This window comes from Pantoea sp. SIMBA_079, assembly GCF_046940275.1.
In the GTDB taxonomy this organism is placed as follows: Bacteria; Pseudomonadota; Gammaproteobacteria; order Enterobacterales; family Enterobacteriaceae; genus Pantoea; species Pantoea borealis.
This window is the reverse complement of sequence record NZ_JAWRYR010000001.1, coordinates 499,377-523,260: the sequence shown is the minus strand read 5'-3', so window position 1 is coordinate 523,260 and position 23,884 is coordinate 499,377. Positions and strand designations below refer to the sequence as shown.

Annotated in this window: 23 protein-coding genes; 9 read left to right on the top strand and 14 right to left on the bottom strand. The window is 54.2% G+C overall.

Annotation, left to right across the window (positions count from 1 at the left end; translation table 11 throughout):
• Positions 1-141: 141 nt before the first annotated feature.
• The 3 genes from prc to SB719_RS02550 form a co-directional block, all read right to left on the bottom strand.
• Positions 142-2,181 carry a carboxy terminal-processing peptidase gene (prc, locus tag SB719_RS02560; protein WP_065649127.1) on the bottom strand — a complete coding sequence of 680 codons (2,040 nt, stop codon included), beginning with the start codon at positions 2,179-2,181 and terminating at the stop codon, positions 142-144.
• Between the two features lie 20 nt (positions 2,182-2,201).
• The gene (proQ, locus tag SB719_RS02555; protein ID WP_412158863.1) at positions 2,202-2,840 is read right to left on the bottom strand and encodes an RNA chaperone ProQ; all 639 of its coding nucleotides are present in this window, start codon (positions 2,838-2,840) and stop codon (positions 2,202-2,204) included.
• 96 nt (positions 2,841-2,936) lie between these two features.
• Positions 2,937-3,437, bottom strand: coding sequence for a GAF domain-containing protein (locus SB719_RS02550; RefSeq protein WP_065649125.1), 501 nt, complete (start codon positions 3,435-3,437; stop codon positions 2,937-2,939).
• A gap of 217 nt (positions 3,438-3,654) precedes the next feature.
• Between SB719_RS02550 and yebS the strand changes: the two genes are divergently transcribed.
• The 3 genes from yebS to rsmF all read left to right on the top strand — a co-directional run bounded on the left by yebS (position 3,655) and on the right by rsmF (position 9,001).
• The gene (gene yebS / locus SB719_RS02545; protein WP_412158862.1) at positions 3,655-4,899 is read left to right on the top strand and encodes a membrane integrity lipid transport subunit YebS; all 1,245 of its coding nucleotides are present in this window, start codon (positions 3,655-3,657) and stop codon (positions 4,897-4,899) included.
• Positions 4,868-7,501 (top strand): PqiB family protein, encoded by a 2,634-nt coding sequence (locus SB719_RS02540; RefSeq protein ID WP_065649123.1) that lies wholly within the window; start codon positions 4,868-4,870, stop codon positions 7,499-7,501. Before yebS ends, SB719_RS02540 begins: the two co-directional genes overlap by 32 nt.
• A gap of 75 nt (positions 7,502-7,576) precedes the next feature.
• Positions 7,577-9,001, top strand: coding sequence for a 16S rRNA (cytosine(1407)-C(5))-methyltransferase RsmF (rsmF, locus tag SB719_RS02535; RefSeq protein ID WP_065649122.1), 1,425 nt, complete (start codon positions 7,577-7,579; stop codon positions 8,999-9,001).
• 197 nt (positions 9,002-9,198) lie between these two features.
• Here rsmF and SB719_RS02530 read toward each other — a convergent pair whose 3' ends face one another.
• From SB719_RS02530 to SB719_RS02520, 3 genes are all read right to left on the bottom strand, one after another.
• Entirely contained in the window at positions 9,199-9,366 is a 168-nt protein-coding gene (locus SB719_RS02530; RefSeq protein WP_166713891.1) for a hypothetical protein, read from the bottom strand.
• 166 nt (positions 9,367-9,532) lie between these two features.
• Positions 9,533-9,670, bottom strand: coding sequence for a hypothetical protein (locus SB719_RS02525; protein WP_167350673.1), 138 nt, complete (start codon positions 9,668-9,670; stop codon positions 9,533-9,535).
• Positions 9,671-9,807: 137 nt separating this feature from the next.
• Entirely contained in the window at positions 9,808-10,014 is a 207-nt protein-coding gene (locus SB719_RS02520) for a hypothetical protein (protein ID WP_039384852.1), read from the bottom strand.
• Between the two features lie 200 nt (positions 10,015-10,214).
• Between SB719_RS02520 and SB719_RS02515 the strand changes: the two genes are divergently transcribed.
• Positions 10,215-10,385, top strand: a complete 171-nt coding sequence (locus SB719_RS02515) for a hypothetical protein (protein ID WP_167350672.1) — start codon at positions 10,215-10,217, stop codon at positions 10,383-10,385.
• 106 nt (positions 10,386-10,491) lie between these two features.
• On the opposite strand, the gene SB719_RS02510 is transcribed toward SB719_RS02515, so the two are convergent.
• The 3 genes from SB719_RS02510 to SB719_RS02500 form a co-directional block, all read right to left on the bottom strand.
• Positions 10,492-10,668, bottom strand: a complete 177-nt coding sequence (locus SB719_RS02510; RefSeq protein WP_240484898.1) for a hypothetical protein — start codon at positions 10,666-10,668, stop codon at positions 10,492-10,494.
• 669 nt (positions 10,669-11,337) lie between these two features.
• Positions 11,338-12,228 (bottom strand): benzoate transporter, encoded by an 891-nt coding sequence (locus SB719_RS02505; protein WP_412158861.1) that lies wholly within the window; start codon positions 12,226-12,228, stop codon positions 11,338-11,340.
• Between the two features lie 271 nt (positions 12,229-12,499).
• A complete protein-coding gene (locus SB719_RS02500) occupies positions 12,500-12,772 on the bottom strand; it encodes a YrhK family protein (protein ID WP_304233024.1) in 273 nt (90 codons plus the stop codon).
• Positions 12,773-12,909: 137 nt separating this feature from the next.
• Here SB719_RS02500 and SB719_RS02495 point away from each other — a divergent pair, with 137 nt between their 5' ends.
• Positions 12,910-13,293, top strand: a complete 384-nt coding sequence (locus tag SB719_RS02495) for a hypothetical protein (RefSeq protein ID WP_304232795.1) — start codon at positions 12,910-12,912, stop codon at positions 13,291-13,293.
• A 464-nt stretch (positions 13,294-13,757) separates the two neighbouring features.
• On the opposite strand, the gene SB719_RS02490 is transcribed toward SB719_RS02495, so the two are convergent.
• Positions 13,758-14,105 (bottom strand): YebY family protein, encoded by a 348-nt coding sequence (locus tag SB719_RS02490; protein ID WP_304233020.1) that lies wholly within the window; start codon positions 14,103-14,105, stop codon positions 13,758-13,760.
• A gap of 191 nt (positions 14,106-14,296) precedes the next feature.
• On the opposite strand from SB719_RS02490, the gene SB719_RS02485 reads away from it, so the two are divergent.
• Entirely contained in the window at positions 14,297-14,527 is a 231-nt protein-coding gene (locus SB719_RS02485; RefSeq protein ID WP_065650458.1) for a DNA polymerase III subunit theta, read from the top strand.
• Between the two features lie 3 nt (positions 14,528-14,530).
• A complete protein-coding gene (gene exoX / locus SB719_RS02480) occupies positions 14,531-15,199 on the top strand; it encodes an exodeoxyribonuclease X (RefSeq protein WP_313066134.1) in 669 nt (222 codons plus the stop codon).
• Here the strand turns inward: exoX and SB719_RS02475 are convergent.
• Together SB719_RS02475 and SB719_RS02470 are read right to left on the bottom strand one after the other, a co-directional pair.
• On the bottom strand, positions 15,193-17,256 hold the full coding sequence (locus SB719_RS02475) for a prolyl oligopeptidase family serine peptidase (RefSeq protein WP_412158860.1): 2,064 nt from the start codon (positions 17,254-17,256) through the stop codon (positions 15,193-15,195). The two genes, exoX and SB719_RS02475, sit on opposite strands and share 7 nt — an antisense overlap.
• A gap of 95 nt (positions 17,257-17,351) precedes the next feature.
• Entirely contained in the window at positions 17,352-17,993 is a 642-nt protein-coding gene (locus tag SB719_RS02470) for a tellurite resistance TerB family protein (protein WP_412158859.1), read from the bottom strand.
• A 164-nt stretch (positions 17,994-18,157) separates the two neighbouring features.
• Between SB719_RS02470 and purT the strand changes: the two genes are divergently transcribed.
• Positions 18,158-19,336 carry a formate-dependent phosphoribosylglycinamide formyltransferase gene (gene purT, locus SB719_RS02465; protein ID WP_304232787.1) on the top strand — a complete coding sequence of 393 codons (1,179 nt, stop codon included), beginning with the start codon at positions 18,158-18,160 and terminating at the stop codon, positions 19,334-19,336.
• A gap of 49 nt (positions 19,337-19,385) precedes the next feature.
• Here the strand turns inward: purT and SB719_RS02460 are convergent, their stop codons facing one another.
• Positions 19,386-20,024: a bifunctional 4-hydroxy-2-oxoglutarate aldolase/2-dehydro-3-deoxy-phosphogluconate aldolase gene (locus SB719_RS02460; protein WP_065649113.1), complete on the bottom strand. Its 639-nt coding sequence runs from the start codon at positions 20,022-20,024 to the stop codon at positions 19,386-19,388.
• 218 nt (positions 20,025-20,242) lie between these two features.
• Positions 20,243-21,721, bottom strand: a complete 1,479-nt coding sequence (zwf, locus tag SB719_RS02455; RefSeq protein WP_065649112.1) for a glucose-6-phosphate dehydrogenase — start codon at positions 21,719-21,721, stop codon at positions 20,243-20,245.
• A 634-nt stretch (positions 21,722-22,355) separates the two neighbouring features.
• Here zwf and pyk point away from each other — a divergent pair.
• Positions 22,356-23,831, top strand: a complete 1,476-nt coding sequence (pyk, locus tag SB719_RS02450) for a pyruvate kinase (protein WP_065649111.1) — start codon at positions 22,356-22,358, stop codon at positions 23,829-23,831.
• Positions 23,832-23,884: the final 53 nt, after the last annotated feature.

Genomic DNA, 23,884 nt, shown 5'->3' with positions numbered 1-23,884 from the left:
CCTTAATCTTTAAGTGCCTAAAAAAACAAAACTTTACATTCCACTCTGACGGTCATTTACAGACTGCTCAGACCACTTATTTAGCGAGTATAGTGCAAAAAAAAACACCGCCGTAGCGGTGTTTTGTGACCAGCTTCAGGATTACTTTGCCGGAGTGGCAGCAGGCTGAGAAGCCGCCAGCTGCGCCAGATCGTTGGCAATTTTTACCGTCTCGTCCAGATAAGGATCGGGCTCTTTATAATCCTTCGGCAGCGCTTCGAGATTTTTCAGCGGTTTTTTACCTTCCATCTGATAGCGCGCGTTAATCCGCTCCAGGCGCAGCGCATCCTCTTCATGGCTCTCTTTTTCACGCTGAGCCAGGTTGAGCGACACGATGTTACGCTTGTCTTTCATCGCATTGAAACGCGCAATATCTTTCATGATGTACTGGAACTCACGATCCTGCGCAATGCGATCGGCATGGGACTGCGTCAGCTTCGGCACCAGCGCGGTGATATCACCGGTTTTGGTATACGTCGCCGCATTGATGCTGTCCCACGGCAGCGCGTTATCTTCAAATTTTTCGCCGGTCTCTGCTGCTTCAACGCCGGTCGGCATCAGCAAATCAGGAGTGACACCTTTGCGCTGCGTACTGCCGCCGTTAATACGATAAAATTTCTGGATGGTATATTGTACCGACCCCAGCGCAGGCCATTCCGGACGCAGCATTTGATCGTAGATGCGGTTCAGAGAACGATACTGCTGTACGGTTCCCTTGCCAAAGGTTGGTTCGCCGACAATCAGCGCCCGGCCATAATCCTGCATTGCCGCAGCAAAAATTTCCGAGGCTGACGCACTGAACCGATCAACCAGTACCACCAGCGGACCTTTATAGTAAACAATGCCGTCGGTATCGCTGTCTTCACGCACCCGGCCATTGTTATCTCTGACCTGCACCACCGGGCCGCCCGGAATGAAGAGGCCGGAGAGTGACACGGCTTCAGTCAGTGCACCGCCGCCATTGGTCCGCAGGTCGATAACCACGCTGTCAACGTTTTGCTTTTGCAGTTTCTGCAGCTGTACTTTGACATCGTCAGTCAGACCAACATAGAAACCCGGAATATCCAGCACGCCGACTTTTTCTTTGCCAACGTTATGCACCGTGCCTTTTACCGCGCGATCTTCCAGACGGATTTTTTCACGCGTGAGCGTGACGGTCCGGGTTTTGGTGCCTTTACCGGCAGGCAGGATCTCAAGGCGCACTTTGCTGCCTTTTGGTCCCTTGATTTTTGAAACCACATCATCAAGACGCCAGCCGATGACGTCTTCAACGGGTTTACCCGGCTGACCTACCCCGACGATGCGATCGCCAACGGTAATCGATTTGCTTTTTGCCGCCGGACCGCCAGCAACCATAGAGTTGATAACCGTATAGTCATCATCCATCTGCAGCACGGCGCCAATCCCCTCAAGCGACAGGCTCATCTCAGTGTTGAACTGTTCAGTATTGCGCGGGGAGAGGTAGTTGGTGTGGGGGTCGATCTCATGAGCAAAGGCGGTCATTGCCAGCTGGAATACATCTTCGCTGTTGCTCTGAGCCAGGCGGCGGATGGCAAAGTTATAACGCTTAGTCAGCGTTTCACGGATCTCTTTGTCATCTTTGCCCGCCAGCTTCAGGCTGAGCTCATCATATTTCACTTTGGCATCCCAGAGCGCGTTCAGCTCTGCGGTGCTTTTTGGCCAGGGCGCCTTTGCGCGGTCAATATCAATGGAATCATTGCCGCTGAAATTCAGCGGACGATCCAGTACCGTTAGCGCGTATTGATAGCGCTCAAAACGGCGTTTTTGCGCCAGGTTATAAAGATCGTAAAACAGGTTCAGCTTACCGCTGCGCAGCTCATCGCCGAGCGTGGTTTTTTTATCCGCATATTGCGCAACGTCAGATGCCAGCAGCACATTATGGCTGTAATCCAGCAGATTCAGGTAGCGATCAAAAATTTTTGCTGAGAAGTCCTGATTCAGATCGAACTGGCGGTAGTGAGAGCGGGTAAAGCGCGATGTAACCCGCTCGCTGACGGTGGGATGCTGGGCTTCTTCGTGTAACTGCGGGATCTGGTCTGCACGCGTAATGTTATCTGCGGCAACGGACGGGCCTGCCAGCAGCAGGCCCGCGATCATACCGATCTTAAAAAAGCTGTTCATGCCAGGGTCGGGCCTCCGTTTCAGAACTGCAAGTGTTCTGCGCGCACAATCATTGCCAGGCCGGAAGCAAGCTGTACCCGAACGCCATCTTTAGTAATTTCAAGAATGGTAGCGTCCATAGCACTTTTGCCTGCTGTGACTTTAATAGTCTGACCTGGCTGCAAAGCTGAGGTGTCGGTAACGGGTTTTGCCCGCGGCGGACGTGGCGCGGCGTTGCGTTCTGCAGCACCGGTGCGTGGCGTCTGAGGGCGTGGCTTACGCGGACGACGCTCTGCACTCTCTTCTCCCGCTTCGCGCTTTTTCGCCCGCTGCTGCTCACGCTGCGCCTGAACGCGTGCCTTTGCCTCTTCCAGCTGCTTACGCGCATGCTCTACGTGCTGCTCATCCAGCACGCCACAGGCGTTGCCATCAAGATCCACACGTGTTGCACCTGCTTTGATACCGTAAAGATAACGCCAGCTGGAGGTATAAAGACGCAGAGCTGAACGCAGCTGCGTTTTGCTCGGACTATTTTCGCCCTGAACGCGCTCGACCAGATCCTGAAAGATACCGATTTTGAGCGGACGCGCTTCACCTTCGGCGCTAAAGCAGTGCGGAAAACGTTCCGCCAGAAAGGCGATGACTTCTTTACTGCTATTCAACTTAGGTTGATTTTCCATGAAATTTCCTGATTACAACGGATTTGCCGACCAGAGAGGGCATGAACAGGCGACATTATAATGACAACATCGCCAAATGCCATGCAATCCAGACGATTAGCTATGCGACAGCGCAATAAATTTTTCGATGTTGCTGTTCGCCAGCACCTCACACAGCCCGTCGGCAAGGGCTACCAGCCCTGCTTCATCCTCACTATCAAAGCGGGAATGAAGTGTACTGTCGATATCAAGAACGCCTGCCAGAAGACCCTTCACTTTCAGAGGAATCACGATTTCTGCGTTGCTGGCGGCATCACAGGCGATATGGCCAGGGAACGCGTGCACATCATCCACGCGCTGGACACGCCCTTCTGCCATTGCCGTGCCGCAGACCCCTTTACCTACCGGAATGCGCACGCAGGCAATTTTGCCCTGGAACGGACCCAGTACCAGCGTATTCTCTTCCGTCAGCAGGTAAAAGCCTGCCCAGTTAACCCCTTCCAGACGCTCAAACAGCAGCGCACTGCAGTTAGCCAGCGCGGCCAGGAAAGAAGTTTCGCCCGCCAGCAGCGCCCGGGCATCACGATTTAGATCCTCGTAAAAGGCTTTTTTGTTCATTGATCAACCATAATTCATCACTGAGAGGTGTCAGTTTTCCCTCAGTCGTTAAAATAAGCACTAATAATCCAGCCCAACAAGGTGAATCATTGAATAAGTTGCTATACCCTTAGCACGCTATGATTGAGACTGATCTCGTACCACAAGATAGTGCAGGCTGCATGTTCTGTTCAGACTGCCGGCAACCGTAACGAATGATGGGCCACTCGCGTCACTTATGAAAATTCACGCTATCAGCCAGAGCTTGCCCCACGCACGTTATCAGCGTTGCCCCCAATGCGATACCCTTTTTTCCTTACCGGATGTGAAATCGCATCAAACTGCCTATTGCCCGCGCTGTCATGGCAAAATCCAGAACGGCCGCGACTGGTCAATGCGGCGTCTGACCGCAATGGCAGTCACAATGCTGGTGCTGATGCCTTTTGCTTTCAGCCTGCCGCTGGTTGAAATTCGTCTGCTTGGCATGCGCATTAACGCCAGTCTGCTGGAAGGCGTATTGCAGATGGCGCAACAGGGCAACGTGCTTACGGCCGCTATGGTCGCTTTTTGCACCATTGGTGCTCCGGTTACGCTGGTTGCCGGCATCAGCTACCTGTGGATCGGCAACCGGCTGGGCATGAATCTGCGCCCGGTGCTGCTGATGCTTGAGCGGCTAAAGGAGTGGGTGATGCTGGATATTTATCTGGTCGGCATTGGCGTAGCCTCGATCAAAGTTCAGGATTACGCCTCGCTGGCGCTGGGCTATGGACTGGCCGCTTACGTGGCCTTAACCGTACTGAGCCTGCTCACCATTATTCATCTTAACGTGGAAGAACTCTGGGAGCATTACTATCCGCAGGACACGCCCACTGCGCCGCCGGAGCGCTGGCAGGTCTGTCTGAACTGTCACCACACCGGGATGCCCGATGCGCGCGGCCGCTGTACGCGTTGTCATACGCCGCTTGATTTTCGCCGCCGCCACAGCCTGCAAAAGTCCTGGGCGGCATTAATCGCATCAATTGTCATGCTGATCCCCGCCAATCTGCTGCCAATTTCCGTGGTATTTGTAAACGGCTCGCGGCGCGAAGACACTATTTTTTCCGGTATTCTTGGGCTCGGCTCGGGCAATATCCCCATCGCGGCGGTGGTGTTTATCGCCAGTATTCTGGTGCCTTTCACAAAAGTACTGGTAATGCTGACGCTGCTGCTCAGCATTCACTTCAAATGTGAGCAGGGGCTGAAAACCCGCATCCGGCTGCTGCGCGTGGTGACCTGGGTAGGACGCTGGTCGATGCTGGATCTGTTTGTTATTGCTTTAACGATGTCGCTGGTCAATCGCGATCAGCTACTGGCTTTTACCATGGGACCTGCCGCGTTTTACTTCGGCGCAGCGGTAATCCTGACTATTATGGCTGTTGAGTGGCTGGATAGCCGCCTGATCTGGGATGCACATGCAACAGGAAACGCCGACTACACCGACTAGCGCAACCGTACGTAATAAACGTAAGTTGTCGCCATTCTGGCTTTTGCCCATTATCGCCCTGCTGATTGCCAGCTGGCTTTTGTGGACCAACTATCAGGAGCGCGGGACAACGATTACCATCAATTTCCAGACGGCAGACGGCATTGTGCCGGGCCGCACGCCGATTCGCTATCAGGGCGTGGAAGTCGGTACCGTGCAGGGCATTGAGCTGAGCGATGATTACCGCAGCATTCGCATCAAAGCGAGTATCAAAAGCGATATGCGTGATGCATTGCGTGAAAATACGCAATTCTGGCTGGTGACGCCAAAAGCTTCTCTCGCTGGCGTCTCCGGGCTGGATGCGCTCGTGGGCGGTAACTACATCGGTATGATGCCTGGCGATGGCAAAGAGCGCGACCATTTCACCGCGCTTGATACGCAGCCCAAATACCGGGTCAATACCGGCGAGCTGCTCATCCATCTGCATGCGCCTGACCTGGGTTCGCTTAATACCGGCTCGCTGGTCTACTACCGCAAGATTCCGGTGGGACACGTCTATGATTACAGCCTTAATGGCAATACCGATGGCGTCACGATTGATGTGCTGATTGAGCGGCGCTTTATCAACCTGATCAAAAAGCAGAGCCGCTTCTGGAACGTTTCCGGTATTGATGCCGATGTCAGCCTGAGCGGTGCAAAAGTGAAGCTTGAGAGCCTGGCCGCGCTGGTGAACGGCGCTATCGCCTTTGATTCCCCGGAAAAAGGCGACCCGGCTGAGAGCGAGCAGAACTATCAGCTCTATCCGGATCTTGCACACAGCCAGCGCGGCGTGCTGATTAATCTTGAACTGCCTGATGGTAACAACCTTAAAGCCAACAGTACGCCTTTGATTTATCAGGGGCTGGAAGTAGGCACACTGACCAAACTTACGCTGTTGCCTGGTGGTAAAGTTTCGGGGGAACTGACCATTGATCCGTCAGTTACCGGCCTGATGCGCAGCGGTACACGTATTGAGATGCGCGCACCGAAACTCAGCCTCACTGACACCAGCCTGAGCAGCCTGCTCACCGGTAACACGCTGGAACTGGTGCCCGGCGACGGCGAGCCGCAGGACCATTTCAGCGTGCTGCCCGCCAGTGAAACGCTGCTGCAGAAACCGGATGTCCTGACCGTACAGCTCAGCGCGCCGGAAACCTACGGTATTGATGCCGGCCAGCCGGTCGTGATCTATGGCATGAAGATTGGTCAGGTGATCTCACGCAAACTGGATGAAAACGGCATCAATTTTGTCGTCGCGATTAACCCTGAATATCGCCAGCTGGTGCACGCTGACAGTAAGTTTATTGTCAACAGCCGCCTGAACGTGAAATTTGGCCTCGACGGCATGCAGGTGCTGGGCGCCAGCGCACGTGAATGGGTGGATGGCGGTATTCGGCTCGATCCCGGCGCTAAAGGTAAAGCCTCCAGCCGCTATCCGCTCTATGCAGACGCCGAGCGGGCGGCGGAAGGGATCACCGGCGACCAGCCGCCAGCCACCCTTACGCTGACGGCAACCAGCCTGCCAGATGTTCAGGCGGGTTCGGTGGTGCTCTACCGCAAGTTTGAAGTCGGTGAAGTGGTCGATGTGGTGCCGCGTGCAGACGCGTTTGATATCTCAGTGCATATTCAGCCGCAGTATCGCAAACTGCTGACCAGCGAAAGCGTATTCTGGGCTGAAGGCGGTGCCAAAGTGCAGCTTAACGGTAGCGGTCTGACCGTGCAGGCGTCGCCAATTAACCGGGCGCTGAAAGGAGCAATCAGTTTTGACAATCTGACCGGTGCGCAGGCGAAAAAAGGCGTTAAGCGCGTGCTGTACGCGTCAGAAACCGCAGCGCGCGCCGTGGGCAGCCAGATTACCCTGCACACTTATGACGGCAGCAAGCTGGCGGCAGGCATGCCGGTTCGCTATCTCGGTATTAATGTCGGTCAGGTAGAATCGCTGGCGCTGAGTCAGGATAACAATCAGGTGGTCGCCAAAGCTGTGCTCTATCCGGAATATGTGCAGGACTTTGCCCGCACGGGCAGCCGTTTCTCAGTGGTATCGCCGGAAATTTCTGCAGCAGGCGTCAACCATCTGGAGACAATTCTGCAGCCTTATGTGAACGTTGATCCCGGCAAAGGTGCGATGGCGCGCAGCTTTGAACTGCAGGAAAGCACGATCACTGACTCGCGTTACCTGAACGGCCTGAACATTTATGTCGATGCCGCCGAGGCAGGCTCGCTCTCGCTGGGCACGCCGGTGCTGTTCCGTGGCGTTGAGGTCGGTACGGTCACCGGCACCTCGCTGGGTAATATGGCCGATCGGGTGCAGATTGCGCTGCGCATCAGTAAAAAGTATCAGCACCTGGTGCGGAATAATTCGGTGTTCTGGCTGGCATCCGGCTATAACCTCGATTTTGGCCTGATTGGCGGCGTGGTGAAAACCGGCACCTTCCAGCAGTTTATTCGCGGTGGCATTCAGTTCGCTACCCCGCCGACCGTACCGCTGGCACCGCAGGCAGGCGCCAACAAGCACTTCCTGCTGCAGGATGAGGCGCCGAAAGCGTGGCGTGAATGGGGTACGGCAATCCCGGCCCCCCGTTAACCAACCGGGCAGCCAGCAGGCTGCCCGTTCTCTTTGCGCGTGTTACACTGCGCGCATCATTTTTTAGCGCGGTAAATTGTTGTGTCCAGTCGTTTTCCTGAAGAGTTCATCACCCTTATGCGTGCCAGTCTCACCGACGAAGCTGAACTGCAACGCTTTCTCGCCATCAGCCAGCAGCCGCTGCGCAAAAGCCTGCGTGTTAACACGCTGAAAATCAGCGTGGCTGATTTTCTTGCCCGCACGGCACATTACGGCTGGCGTCTGACGCCGGTACCCTGGTGCGCAGAAGGATTCTGGATCGAGCGCGATGATGAGAGCCTGCCGCTTGGCAGCGTAGCGGAACATCTCAGCGGTCTGTTCTACATTCAGGAAGCGAGTTCTATGCTGCCGGTTACGGCGCTGTTTGCTGCCGCGCCGGAAGCACAGCAGGTCATGGATATGGCGGCCGCACCGGGGTCCAAAACCACGCAACTGGCGGCGCTGATGCATAATCGCGGCGCGATCCTTGCCAATGAATACTCCGCCAGCCGGGTCAAAGTGCTGCATGCCAATATCAGCCGCTGCGGCGTCAGCAACGTGGCGCTGACGCATTTCGATGGCCGGGTGTTTGGCGCAGCGCTGCCGGAACAATTTGACGCCATCCTGCTCGATGCACCCTGCTCTGGTGAAGGCGTCGTGCGTAAAGATGCAGATGCACTGCGCAACTGGACGCTGGCCAGCACAGAGGCGATTGCGGCTACCCAGCGCGATCTCATCGACAGCGCTTTTCACGCGCTCAGGCCCGGCGGCGTGCTGATCTACTCAACCTGTACCCTCAACACAATTGAGAATCAGCAGGTAATAGCCTGGTTACTGGCACGCTATCCTGACGCCACAGAGATCCTGCCGCTGCAGGATTTGTTTGCCGGCGCAGAGGCGGCCCTGACGCCGGAAGGCTATCTGCACGTCTTTCCGCACTGCTTTGACAGCGAAGGATTCTTTGTTGCGCGTCTGCGTAAAACCGCCAGCGTGCCGGCCCTGCCGGCGCCAGGCTATAAACTCGGCAAGCTGCCGTTTACGCCCGCCAGCCGTAAATTCAGCGCAGAGGTGATGCAGGCGGCCGCTAAGGTGGGCCTGCAGTGGGATGAGAACCTGACACTCTGGCAGCGGGACAAAGAGCTGTGGCTGTTTCCGGCCAGCGCAGAGCAGTGGCTGAATAAGGTGCGTTTTTCACGCATCGGCCTGAAACTGGCTGAAACCTTTCCCAAAGGCTACCGCTGGCAGCACGAAGCGGTCATGGCGCTGGTGCAGCCTGACGAAGCGCTGACGTTTGCGCTGAATGAAACAGAGGCGGAGAGCTGGTATCGCGGGCAGGATATTCATCCGGAGACGCTACCTGCCCGGGATGAGGTGATCGTCACCTGGCAGCAGCAGCCGCTTGGGCTGGCTAAAAAAGTGGGCAACCGCATTAAAAACAGCTATCCGCGCGAGCTGGTACGTGACGGCCGGCTATTTCGTTAGCAGGCTGCGGCTCATATTCTGATGGTTTAACGTCAGTTTAGCCCAACCGGCATAGTGTAATGCCGGTATGGCGTTGCCCGTGGAGAGCACAGCATGAAAGGCCGTAAGCAGTTTATCATGGTGTTGATTGTGCTGGTGGCCGGCAGCCTGTTGCTGCTGGAGTCGCTGGCCCGGCTGGTGCATCTGCTGATAGTGGGTTAACGGGTGATCAGAAATATGGCCAGCATAAAAAATGCCCAGAGACCGGTAAATGTCATCATACCCAGCCGGCGGGTTTTTGCCTGTCCGACAATGGCGCCAATAAACAGGCTGAGAATCGTTAGCGTCCCTGTCATCACCCAGAGTAAATAGTGTGTATCTGCCATTACTAATTTGTCCTGAAATATAAAAAGCCAGATGCATTTTATATCATTTCAGGCTGTATGGCGCGGCTTTACTCTTTACGGATAAGCAGTCCAGCCTGTTGACCCTATTCATAAAAAACCCCGTGCAGCGCCAGACGGGGTCAACTGAGTGGTAAATGTATCCCGATTAAATTCTGCGCGTATCACCCGCAGGAATGGCGTCATCGTTGGGCACTGCGCCATCATCCATGGGCAAATCCTCATCTGCACCGGGTGCCTGTCCATCATCGGGGATAGGCTGAAGATCATCTGGACGTTCTGACATATTTACCTCCTGACCCTGGGTTGGGTATTTTCAGTATAGGCTTACCTGTCTGACATACTGCGGCGGCCTGAGGGATATGTGCGCCAGCCGCAGAAAAAAAGATAAATGCCACACCCTGCTTATTTGGCGTCTACGCGTTATTTCCCTTTATCTTCCCAGGGATCTTTCTTTTCATCTTCACTGCTATCACGCGTACGGGGAATTTCGCCATGCTCGTCTGGTGCGTCCTGAACCGGATGATCGTCCTCTTCATACGCGTTTCCGGCAGAGGGTGCCGCTTCAGGCAATCCTTTGGCTACATCACCCTCATGTTTGCGCTCTTCATTACTGTTATGTTTGAACATGCTTGCCTCCTGTCATTAAGAACCTAAGTATAGGCAACAGAAGCGATGACGCCATGCACGGCAACGCCTGAGACAAGAAATCCGGGCCTGATCGGTTTTACCGGTCAGTGAAATTAAGCCAGGCGCTAACGACAGATTGCATTTTATCAGCCAGAGTTAATGTGCAACGCCAGGTTGCCTGTTAATCAGGGAGTGTATGAATGAAGCTGTTTTTTAGTGGCATGATTATCTCTGCCAGCCTGCTGATGCTGGCAGGTTGTCAGCAACCGGAACGTCCGATTGGTCCTGATGGCCGCCCCGCTCCGCCGATGGAGCATCCGGTGCCCGGGGGACCGATGAGTAAGGGCCCGGCAGGACAGCCTGAGGCCTGAACGCCTGCCCGGCACTGGATTATTTTGTAGTCTTGATTGGGCTTACCGCAGTACACCAGCATAAAAAAGGCCACCCGAAGGTGGCCTTTTGCATGACAGAGATCCGTTATCTGTGAAGCACTTCGTTATTCATTTTAAGCTTAGCTAACGTGTTCATCGCCGCCGGGTTAAGGGCAATCATCGCTGTTTTACAGAATATGCACTTAGCACCCGCCGGATTCTTCTCAGAAACGTCAAAGGCGGATTTACGATACTGCGAGCCCAGGCAGTGAGGGCAACGCATAGAGATTGAAACTGAAATAATTTTTATATCCTTTAGTTTAAAACGGCCTTTCGCGGCCTGTCTGTTTGTTATTGAGGATGCAGCGTTGTTTTTTACAAAACTCACCCTTTGCCATAACAATATAGTACAAAAAAAGAGTTTTGCTGCATTTTTAAGAGCAAACAGACCTAAAAACGGGTAGCGGGAGTGATGCTATTCAGCACACACGCTAAACAAAACTCACTTTATTCTCTGAACTTAATCAGTTAGCGGCTTGCTAAGATAGCCGGCGCAATGCTGAATTCAGACAAAACGCACAGTCATTACGCTGCTTTAAAATAATCACCCACAATGATTAAATTTGACGAACTGTGATATCCGTCCTTGACTTCATCTGTACATATCCAGGAGGGCGAACCATGACTGAGCTACTGCACATTATTTCTGTTGGCACACTCGTTGCGGGTATTTATCTGCTGGAGTGAGAGTCTTGCCGGCTGCTGACTGCACTTTTCAGTCAGCAGCCAGTAGAGGAAAGGCCCTGCCAAAGCAGAGCCCTGAATTGGTGCGCCTGTTGATCGTCAGTGATTAACAAACAGTCCGTCGTTAGATGCGGCGCATTGAGATAGTACGCTTTAAGCATAGCCTGTTTACCTCAGTTCGCAAGTTTCCAGGCTTTTTCATTTTGCGTCAGACAGGCTTTATATAATCCATAAACCGCTTCTGGTTCAGCACTAACCATTCAGGCATATAAGCTGAAGTTACTGGCCTGACAACCATTTTTCGTGAGCGATTCCAGATATCAACGTTTTGCTCAACACAGCGTCGTATATGGTCCGGGTTATTGAACTCCGGAACATTATGCTCGGTATGCGAAATAGTAGACATCTTTTCACTGATGCGTTCATCAGTCATGACCCAGGAAAAGTGCCAGCCTGCATCACTCACTGTACGTGTAAAAATTTTAAGCAGCTGCCAGCGCCACCAGCTATCACGAACAGGTGTTCCTTTACGCTTTACATTACGCAGCATGTCTGGCTGGCTACGAAAAAAACCTTTCAGGTTTTTCAGCGTTGTCATTTTAGGAAGTGTACAGAGGCGCGGAGAGCCATCCTCATTCAGTACCTGCACATTAAATTTATAGTTGTAAAAATTTTGATGAAGCACAGTACAAAGATGCCGATGGCTGAAGCACTGCAATGCAGAAGGACGTGGTATTTCATCGACATCTGACACCATAATTATGTCCTGATTGTCGGCTTCAGTTAATCCTTTCATAATGGCGTTACGTGCAGTAGTTTCGTTCTCCCACGGATCGGAAGTGCCAGCTTCTACGAATGAGCCATTCGAATGGAAATTTTGATGATGGATTTTTGGAACCGCATCATTGACAACATAAATTATTTTATCTTTGAATCGGCTAAATTTTTCTATATTAAAATGAAGCTTTTCTCTCCGAACACCCGTAAAGGTATACAACGACTCTACTATCACAAATTTATCAACATAGTCATAAAGAGTGTTAAGTCTTAACTCCAGCAGCATATCTTCGTCATAGTATAAAAAGCAGTCATATATCATAAATGTAAACCTGGGTTTATTTTTTTAACACATTTAGTAAAAGCAGGGAAAACAGAATAACTTAAAGCTAATTTGGGGCAAAAGAAAACCTACCCTGTCTATCGGAGATACAGAGCATACAGAAGTACTTTTGCCTTTGATAGTTTACTTTACCGCCTGAACCGCTGCTGCACACCGGATCGGAACGCACGCACTGTGCTCTCATTACACCAGCAGAGACAAAGCAGGCAGGCACCCCGTGGATGGGGGTCGGGGCTAACGATAATGTTATTTAGTTCCGCCGCCTGTTATAAGACCTTTTCACGTGTATTAGCTCAGCAAGCGTTATCACCGGGCGCAGAAGCAACTGAAGGCTGCCGGCCACAAAAAGCCAGGTGCCATCTGTCATAAGTGAATCGTAAAAGAAAAAGATGCTGCCAATCAGAAACCATACTGCAATTAAGGCATCGTTTATGGCGCCAAGGGCGCGGTATCTGCGCTCTATGACAATCTGCTCAGCGCCAAGATGTATTACTGCCTTATTTTTTTGGTTTGAGTTATCCATACTCACGCTGGATTGCCCTCCATGATTCTATTTTCACGTTAGTTATAAGGTGCTGGCTTTGATTTTATACCCTGCAGGCACTCAATACAGCGCGAATCGTCAGGGATAAGCATAGTGCAGAATAATGAGTTACAGCGATGAGAAGCACACAAGCTGACGATAGCGGCCGCGTTATGCTCGCTGCTCATGCATGTTTTCAGAGAGGCTGTCGCGGAAGAAGTGAAGATGTGCTGAAGCGGAACCGGCTGAATCAACGCGTATGCCTGTCCCTGCGGTTAAGGATAACGCCTGAAAGCTTCCCTGCTCTGAAAGCTATCGCACTTCACATAGGGGCGTGGCTGGCGAACGCTGACCGGCCGGAGAAGGGAGGATATTTCCAGAATGACTATCAGCGAAGTCAGGTAAATCACCTTTTCGTCACTCAGAGTAAAACAGGACATATACTGGCCCTGCCCTTATTGCTGCCACCGGAAGCAGCCAGTGTCAGCCTGGCTGATATCACTGAAAAAGACCGTGAATAACGCGTCTGACAACAGCGTTTACTCTTCAGTCCGCCGGGGTTGAAGAAAGCCGGATGCTTATTTCCGGATGCTATCCAGGCGCATAGACAGAAGCAGAACATGTTGAGGGTCAAAAGATATCCGGATTCACGCGGGCAGGAATATGTGATGGTTTAAGCCGGATATAAAACTTTCGGACACACGGCGGCTGCTTTCACATAAGGCTAAAAATAACCTTTAAAAACAAACAATTAAAAAAAGACCCAATACGATTCCTGTATCGGGTCCAGGGAAATGGCTCGTAGTGAGCCGTGCGCTAAAAGTTGGCATTTTTGCAGGCGAGGTGCCTTGCCATTTAAAGGTAGTTCAACGGCGAACATTGTCCAGCAAGCCGCCTGACGTGAGCCGGAAAGCTGCCAACTCTGTGATCGCGCTGGCACTACCAGACGCACGCACCGCTTTTGAGCTGCAGCGTCAGCCCTCTTTTAATTAACGCACAGCTGCTGCGCACGATCGATAATCGGCTGTAGTGACATTTTGCTGCCAGGGTGCGCTTTATCATCTGCCAGAATAGTACTAATCGACTGCAGCGTGCCCTGCCCGGCATCGGCGCGCGCCAGCGCTTTTTCATTCAGCGGGTACTGCAGCAGCGTGCTGGGATTGATAGCAAACAGCGCGCCATCTTTTTCACAGGTCAGCATGACTTCTTCACGCGTGAAGGGCCACTTTGCCTTACCAATTTCAAAACGACTGACCGTAATAATTTCACCCGCCAGCGCCTGGCTGCAGAGCGCCAGCAGCATGCAGGCTGGGATCACTTTTTTCAGCAAAATATTGACCTCATTTCATCTTTACTGACACGGCAGACTAACGGACTACCCGGCGGGTTTTCCGGCGCTGCCGCTGATGTGGCAGCAGGATACGCCGCCGGATTCAGCGTGTCGAGACCTGCAGTGCGATCCGGTTGCCCTTGATCCTGCTGCATGAAACTATTATTTTTGCCGCTGATTATCAGGAGAAAAGCATGCGTTATAATCTTGCACAGCTGTCGCAGGAAGAGAAAGACAAAGTCAACGTTGAGCTGGCGGCAGCAGGCGTCGCGTTTAAAGAGCGCTACAATATGCCGGTCGTGGCGGAGATGGTTGAGCGCGAGCAGCCGGAAGCGATGCGCGACTGGTTCCGCCAGCGCCTGATGCACTATCGTCAGGCTTCGCTCAGCCTTTCCCGCCTGCCCTACGAACCTAAGCAGAAATAATTTATGTTACGCGTGATAGATACAGAAACCTGCGGCCTGCAGGGCGGCGTGGTTGAAGTCGCCTCAGTGGATGTCATTGACGGGCAGATTGTTAATCCGATGAGCGATCTGGTCTGTCCGGATCGCCCTATCAGCCGGCAGGCAATGATGGTGCATCGCATTACTGAAGCCATGGTGGCAGATAAACCTCCGATAGAAGCGATCATCAGCCGCTATCACGGCAGTCCGCACTATGTGGCGCATAACGCCAGCTTTGACCGCCGTATGCTGCCCGCCATGCCCGGCGAATGGATCTGCACCATGACGCTGGCGCGCAAACTGTGGCCCGGTATTAAGTATGGTAATCAGGCGCTGCGGCACAGCCTGAAACTTGAGGTAACGCCGCCTGCTAACCTGCATGCACACCGCGCGCTTTATGACTGCTATGTTACCGCCGCACTGCTGATCCGTATTATGGAGATTTCCGGCTGGAGTCCGGCAGAGATGGTCAGCCGCACCGAACCGGCTGCGGTGTCCGGCGATCTCTTCCCGTTTGGTAAATACCGCGGGCAGAGCATCAGCGCGATTGCACGCCGCGATCCGGGCTATCTGCGCTGGGTACTGGAAAATGTACGCGACCTGCGCCCGCCGCTGCGGCAGGCGCTGCGCAAATATGTCAAAGACGATCAGTAATCAATCCGATCCGGCAGGCTGCCCTGCGCCAGCGCAATCAGGAACGTAAACTCCTGCGCAACACCCTCATAGGATTTAAAGCGTCCTGATTTACCGCCGTGGCCGGAGTCCATGTCGGTACAGAGCAGTAACAGCGTGTCGCTGGTTTTATGTTCGCGCAGTTTTGCTACCCATTTGGCAGGTTCCCAGTACTGCACCTGCGAGTCGTGCAGTCCGGTAGTGACCAGCAGATGCGGATACGCCTGCGCGGTCACATTATCGTACGGACTGTAACGACTGATATAGTGATAAGCGTCGGGCTGTTCCGGGTTACCCCACTCATCATACTCACCGGTGGTTAACGGAATGGTCGGATCCAGCATGGTGGTCACCACATCCACAAACGGCACCTGCGCCACCACGCCATGGAACAGATCCGGCGCCATATTGACAACCGCGCCCATCAGCAGCCCGCCAGCGCTACCGCCCATGGCATAGAGCCGCTGCGGGTCACCATAGCCTTTGGCCACCAGCCCCTGCGTCACATCGATAAAATCAGTGAAGCTGTTCATCTTATGCATCAGACGACCACTGTCATACCACTGCTGCCCCAGCTCGCCTCCTCCACGTACGTGCACAATGGCATAGATAAAACCGCGCTGCAGCAGGCTGACGCGACTGGCACTGAAACCCGCTTCCATCGTGCTGCCGTAGGCGCCATAGCCATAGACCAGCAGCGGATTTTTACCGCGCTGGAAATAGTTACGGTGATAAACCAGCGATACCGGCACTTCGGTGCCGTCGCGCGTTTTGATCCACTGGTGCTCACTTTTATACTCATCCGGATCAAATCCCGGTATCGGCGTCTGTTTGAGGATCCGCCGCTCTCCGGTCTCCATATTCAGCTCAAACAGCGTATCGGGAGTGGTCATCGAGGAGTAACCGTAGCGCAGCGTATCGCTCTCCGGCGTGGGATTAAACGCCAGCCAGGTCACATAGGCGGGATCGTCAAACGCGATACCATAGCTCTCGCCGCTGGCCCGGTTGATCTGCCGCAACGTGCTGACGCCGCGCTGACGCTCTTCCACCACCAGCCAGCTGCGAAACAGCTGGAAGTCTTCCAGCACCACATGCTCGCGGGCAGGGATGAGGGTTTCCCAGCGCTGCTCCGCCAGCCAGGCGCTGCGATAGAGACCGAAGTTTTTGCCGTCGCGGTTTGAGCGGATATAAAAATTGTGATTGTAGTGATCGATGCTGTACTCGTGATCGCGCCGGCGCGGGCAGAACACCTGGGGCTGCGCATCAGGATATTCTGCATCCAGCAGCAGGATCTCACTGGTGGTGGTACTGAACAGCGCAATAAGAATAAAGTGCTCTGACGTGGTTTTATGTACGCTGAGATGGAAGCTCTCATCCTTCTCTTCATACACCAGCTGGTCGTCACTCTGCGGATGGCCCAGTTCATGGCGCCATATCTGGTAAGCCAGCAGCGTTTTGGGATGTTTGCGCACATAGTAAAGCGTACGCGAGTCGTTTGCCCACGCGACGCTGGATGACGCGTTATGCAGTACTTCAGGATACCAGCTGCCGCTCTGCAGATTACGAAAGCGAATACCATACTGGCGGCGCGATAAAAAATCTTCTGCCAGCGCCATAACCTGATTATCAGGGCTGATATCCAGCGATCCCATGGTGTAAAAGTCACTGTGCGCGGCGCGCATGTTACCGTCAAGCAGCAGCTGCCAGGCTGCCTCCGCTCCGCTTTCAACCGGCTGACGATAGAAGGCTGCATATTCGTTGCCGGCTTCATAGCGGCGCTGATAGCGAAAGCCATTTTTCGTATAAGGCACGGAGTAATCCTGGCCCGGAATACGATCAACAATCTCTTTCAGCACCTTATCCTGCAGTGCATTTTGAGACGCCATCATTGCCCTGCCGTAGCAGTTCTCCTCCTGCAGATAGGACAGCACACTGGGGTCTTCACGATCGTCATCGCGCAGCCAGAAATAATCATCAGTGCGTGTTTCGCCATGCAACGTCATGACATGTGGAATTTTTTTTGCCTGCGGCTGTTTCATAACGCGGTTTCTCCCTGAGAAATCGTTTTATGCAAGCGTGGCACCAATCAGGCGGGAATGCCAGAGCTGGCGCAGACGCAGCGGCATTAAGCCTGTCAGCCAGCAGATTCTGCAGCGATATCCCGCTGCACCCCGTCACGCACATCCTGCGGAATAGCCAGCGCATCACCCAGCGCGGCGAGATAGCTGCGCTCCATAAAATGGTCAACATCAATAGCAGCGCAGCTGAGCACGTAGAGTTCCAGCGCCTCCTCTTCATTTTTTACCCCGGCCGCGAGCCACTGTGGATCGAGCGGGCGCGCGATTGCCTGCTTAATCACCCGCTCTGCCTGCGCGCCGTAGCCCGCCTGCTGAATATTTTTCTCGATCGCAGCCTGTTCAGCCTCATCGATATGGCCATCGCTTTTCGCGGCAAATACCAGCGCAGTGATAAGTCGCTCTGCACGCTGGTCAGGCGGCGTCTGCTGCCCGTCAGTGCCGGATGCAGGCTGATACGCGGTGCGAATACGATCTTTATATTTATTCCATAACAGCGCACCGGCCGCTGCACCGCCGCCCAGCAGCAGCGCCTTACCGCCAAATTTGGTCAGCAGCTTACGTGACGATTTGCTGCCCGCCAGCAGGCCTGCCAGCCCGCCCAGTGCCCCGGGTCCCAGGAGGTCACCCAGCCCGGACGCTTTTCTGTCGCCCTCTTTTTTTGTCAGAACCGTCTGAAGCTGCTGCAGCCACTGATTCATTGTTTAACTCCCGTTTAAGTTAGTCCGCTTTATCCTGGCGCAACCTGCGTCAGAAAATGTCAGAGCGGGCAAAGTACGGAAAATCTTTACGAACGCGAAACGTGAGGACGCAAACGTTTTCGTATATACTGCTGGCGCTTTTTTTGACTGCTAAGGTGACAGGTATGACAACTCTCGGAACGGCGCTGCGCCCCGGGGCCACGCGCGTTATGCTGCTGGGTTCAGGTGAGCTGGGTAAAGAGGTGGCGCTGGAGTGCCAGCGTTTGGGTGTGGAAGTGATCGCCGTCGATCGCTATGCCGACGCGCCGGCGATGCAGGTTGCGCATCGCAGCCACGTAATCAATATGCTGGATGGCGAGGCGCTGGCTGATCTGATCGCCCGTGAACAGCCGCACTATGTAGTGCCGGAAATTGAAGCGATTGCCACCGATACGCTGGTTGAGCTTGAAGCCCGGGGGCAGAAAGTGGTGCCGACCGCACGCGCCGCACGCCTGACCATGAACCGGGAGGGGATCCGTCGCCTGGCCGCTGAAGAACTGAACCTGCCCACCTCACGCTATCAGTTTGCCGACAGCCAGGCGCACTTTTTTGCTGCAGCGGAAGCGATAGGGTTTCCCTGCATCGTTAAGCCGGTGATGAGTTCATCCGGCAAAGGTCAGAGCTTTATTCGCAGCGCGGACGCACTGCAGCAGGCGTGGGACTATGCCCAGCAGGGCGGCCGGGCCGGCGCGGGTCGGGTCATTGTTGAAGGCGTGGTCAGATTTGATTTTGAAATTACGCTGCTGACGGTCAGCGCCGTTGACGGTATCCACTTCTGCGCGCCGATTGGACACCGGCAGGAGGATGGCGATTACCGCGAATCCTGGCAGCCGCAGCAGATGAGCCCCGCTGCTCTCGCGCGGGCGCAGGAGATCGCCGCCAGCGTGGTAAACGCGCTGGGCGGATATGGCCTGTTTGGCGTTGAGCTGTTTGTGTGTGGTGATGACGTGGTGTTCAGCGAAGTGTCGCCGCGCCCGCACGATACCGGCATGGTGACGCTTATTTCTCAGGATCTCTCTGAGTTCGCTCTGCACGTGCGCGCGTTTCTCGGCCTGCCAGTCGGCAGCATCCGCCAGTATGGCCCGGCGGCATCGGCCGTGATCCTGCCCCGGCTGGAGAGTCAGGATGTGCGCTTTGCACACGTTGATGCCGCGCTGGGCGCAGGTCTGCAGCTTCGCCTGTTTGGTAAACCGGCAATCAGCGGACAGCGCCGTTTGGGCGTCACGCTGGCAACCGGAGAGAGCACGGAAGAGGCGGTGGCGCGCGCCGTCGCCAGTGCGGCAGCGATAACTGCCGAAGGCTGACAGCGCTGGCAGCAGGTCATATGCCTGCTGCCAGATACTGCATCCGGGGCTACCGCGCGCCCGCGATTGCGTCACGCGCCAGCTGCGTAATCCGCGCCCAGTCGCCCTGCTGAAGCGCGTCATCCGGCACCAGCCACGATCCGCCAATGCAAAGCACGCTTTTCAGCGCCAGATAGTCACGATAGTTTGCCGGTGAAATGCCGCCTGTCGGACAAAACCGTACCTGCGGAAAGGGTCCGGCGAGCGCGGAAAGCGCCCTGACGCCGCCGTTAGCTTCAGCCGGAAAGAACTTGAACTCACGCAGGCCATGATCCATACCCATCATCAGCTCTGATACGGTGCTGATCCCCGGTATCAGCGGTACCGGCCCCTCTGTGGCGGCTCTGAGCAGCGATTCAGTCAGCCCCGGGCTTATCACAAACTGCGCGCCCGCGTCCGTGACCTCTTTCAGCTGCTGCGTATTGATAACCGTACCGGCGCCCACAATCGCTTCCGGTACTTCGCGAATAATGGCGCGCAGCGCATCCATCGCGACCGGCGTGCGCAGCGTTACTTCCAGCACCCGGATACCGCCAGCGACCAGCGCTTTTGCCATCGGCACAGCGTGTTCAGGCTGGTTCACGACAATAACCGGCACGACCGGCCCGGTGCTCAGCACCTGCTCTGCACTTATCTTCCAGTTTTTCATGCGGTTTTCCTGTCACCGCAGCCCCGCCGGCTGCGTTAGCGTCATTAGCGCTCTACCATACAAGATAACGCTGCTCTGCGTCTATGACGCCCCCTGTGGCAATGCTTCTGTGGTACCTGCCCGTCACTGACAGGCATTACTGCATGCGGCGCAAAAAAATACCCCTGCATTGCAGGGGTATCAGCTGATCATGAAAAGCGGCTTAGTGCAGCGAGCGATTACTCGCTAAATTCATTCCATGAACGGCCGTCACGGGTGATCATGGCAACGGAGGCCACCGGTCCCCAGGTGCCCGCCTGATACGGTTTAGAGGCGTCGCCATCCGCGTTCCAGGCTTCGATAATGGAGTCTACCCAGGTCCAGGCGGCTTCTACCTCATCGCGGCGTACAAACAGCGCCTGAATGCCGCGCATCGATTCCAGCAGCAGGCGCTCATAGGCATCTGCCAGATGTGACTGGTTGAACGTTTCCGAATAGCTCAGATCCAGCTTGGTGGTCTGTAGCTTATGCTTGTGGTCCAGCCCCGGCACTTTGTTAAGAATTTCGATATCCACACCTTCATCCGGCTGCAGACGAATAGTGAGTTTGTTCTGCGGCAGTTCAGAATAGGAGTCTTTAAACAGGTTCATCTCCGGATTCTTGAAATAGACGACAACCTCAGAGCATTTAGAAGGCAGGCGCTTGCCGGTGCGCAGATAAAACGGGACCCCCGCCCAGCGCCAGTTATCGATATCTACCCGGATAGCAACGAAGGTCTCGGTTGCGCTCTGCTTATTAGCGCCCTCTTCTTCCAGATAGCCCGGTACTTTTTTACCCTGCACGAAACCTGCTGTGTACTGACCGCGTACGGTTTTTTCACGCACGTTGGTTTGATCAATCCGGCGCAGTGAACGCAGCACTTTTACTTTTTCATCGCGAATGGCATCCGCAGTGAGATCGGAGGGCGGTGACATGGCAATCATGGTCAGCACCTGCAGCAGGTGATTCTGAATCATATCGCGCATCTGGCCCGCTTTATCAAAGTAACCCCAGCGGCCTTCAATGCCCACCTCTTCAGCCACGGTGATCTGCACGTGGTCGATGGTGCGGTTATCCCAGTTATTCACAAAGATTGAGTTAGCAAAGCGCAGCGCCAGCAGGTTCAGTACTGTCTCTTTACCCAGATAGTGGTCAATACGGAATACCTGGCTCTCATCAAAGAATTTACCCACGCTATCGTTGATTTCGCGTGAGGTTTCCAGCGAGGTGCCCAGCGGCTTTTCCATTACCACGCGGGCAGGTTTTGCGTTCAGCTTCGCCGCACCCAGACCTTCACAGATTGCCCCAAAGGTGCTCGGCGGCATGGCAAAGTAGTTGATGGTCACGCGCTCTTTTTGATCAAGCATTTTGCCCAGTTTGGTAAAATGCGACGTATCATTCACATCGAGGTTACAGAAATCGAGACGACCGCTGAGCTTATCCCACAGCGCTTCGTCGATTTTTTCCTTCATGAAGGTTTCCAGCGCCTCGCGCACCACTTTGGTATAGGCTGCTTTATCCCACTCTGCACGGCCTACCCCGATGATGCGGGTGGTTTCGTGGATCTGACCAGCTTTCTCCAGCTGATACAGCGAAGGCAACAGTTTACGGCGTGCAAGATCGCCTTTGGCACCGAAAATCACCAGATCGCATGCCTGGGCTGTTTGTGTTACCGCCATTTTCCTCTCCTCGTTGCAGGATCTCCCGGATGTGCATCCTCACCATCCCGGACCTTTATTGTCATGTTCTTACGGCACAATGTACTTTTTTCGCCGCGCCAGGACAAGCCAGTGTCCCGGTGTTCATGGCGATATCGCATGACTGACAGCCTTGCGCCACGTTGACAGGGTTTACATCGAAAACCACTGACTGGTGTCTGCAGAAGTATGACAAAGAATTCACCGTCGCACTTATCTGCCGCTGCGCGACTGCATTATTACAGAGCCTGGCTTTGAGTAAGCTGAAACCCTGTAAAGCAGCGATGTAAGCGCTTTCATGCCAGAATCGTGCTGTTCAGACGCCCATTTACTGTGACACACTGCTGTTTTATTACGCATGAGGAAATCGCTGAAGGGTAAAGGTGGGGGTTCAGCGCTCCGCTGTAGTCGGGGTGAACCATTCCACACGCTGACAAAGCAGACCTATCTTAACAGGGTCAGACATTTGGTGTACCTTAGGTGTAAGCGTTTACCTGGCGTTAATACGTTAAGCCCTTTTGCGTCAACACCCTGGAAGCAGTATCACTAGCCAAACAGAGACATGCGCATTTTAAATTTAATGCCCATCAATCAGATAGAATAAAAGGATCACCGAATGACCAGCCCTACAGCTTTCATCTCAAAATCCCCGTCACGTCGTCTCAGAAGAACCAAGATTGTTACCACCCTCGGCCCGGCTACAGATCGCGACAATAACCTTGAAAAAATCATCGCGGCAGGCGCTAACGTGGTTCGCCTTAACTTCTCTCACGGCACGCCAGAAGATCACCAGCAGCGCGCCGATCGCGTACGTCAGATAGCCGCCAAGCTGGGTCGTCACGTCGCGATCCTCGGCGACCTGCAGGGACCAAAAATCCGCGTCTCTACGTTTAAAGAAGGAAAAGTGTTTCTCAGCGTTGGCGATCGCTTTCTGCTGGACGCCAACCTGAGCAAAGGTGAAGGCGATAAAGAGAAAGTCGGCATCGATTACAAAGGACTGCCGGAAGATGTTGTGCCGGGCGATATCCTGCTGCTCGACGATGGCCGCGTGCAGCTGAAGGTGCTGGACGTACAGGATGTAAAAGTCTTCACTGAGGTCACCGTCGGTGGTCCGCTCTCAAATAATAAAGGTATTAACAAGCTGGGCGGCGGCCTCTCTGCTGAAGCCCTGACCGAAAAAGATAAGCTGGATATCGTGACGGCGGCAAAAATCGGCGTTGATTATCTGGCGGTGTCATTCCCGCGCAATGGCGAAGACATGAACTACGCCCGTCGTCTGGCTCGCGATGCCGGCTGTGATGCCAAGCTGGTGGCAAAAGTAGAGCGTGCAGAAGCGGTTGCGACACAGGAAGCAATGGATGATATTATTCTCGCCTCTGACGTCGTCATGGTAGCACGCGGCGATTTGGGCGTTGAAATCGGCGATCCGGAACTGGTTGGTATTCAGAAAGCGCTGATCCGTCGCGCCCGTCAGCTGAACCGCACCATCATTACCGCGACGCAGATGATGGAATCGATGATCACTAATCCGATGCCAACCCGTGCGGAAGTCATGGATGTGGCTAACGCCGTGCTGGATGGTACTGACGCCGTCATGCTGTCAGCGGAAACCGCAGCCGGGCAATATCCGGCAGAGACCGTGTCTGCGATGGCGAAGGTCTGCCTCGGCGCTGAAAAGATCCCCAGCGTAAACGTCTCTAAACATCGTCTGGACGTACAGTTTGATAACGTCGAAGAAGCCATTGCGATGTCCGCCATGTATGCGGCAAACCATCTGCAGGGTGTTTCTGCCATTATTACCATGACAGAATCAGGCCGTACTGCGCTGATGACGTCGCGTATCACGTCAGGCCTGCCGATTTTTGCGATGTCGCGCCATGAACGCACGCTGAACCTGACCGCACTCTATCGCGGCGTGACACCCGTCTATTTTGACAGCAACAATGACGGTGTGGCTGCTGCCCATGACGCAGTAAATCTGCTGCGTGATAAAGGTTTCCTTGTCTCTGGTGACCTGGTGATTGTCACGCAGGGCGATGTAATGGGTGCTACCGGTACCACTAACACCAGCCGCGTGCTGCGCGTCGACTAACGCTGACGCGTTACGCGTAGCGGCTGTAAAAATGGACAAACGCGACTGCTCTG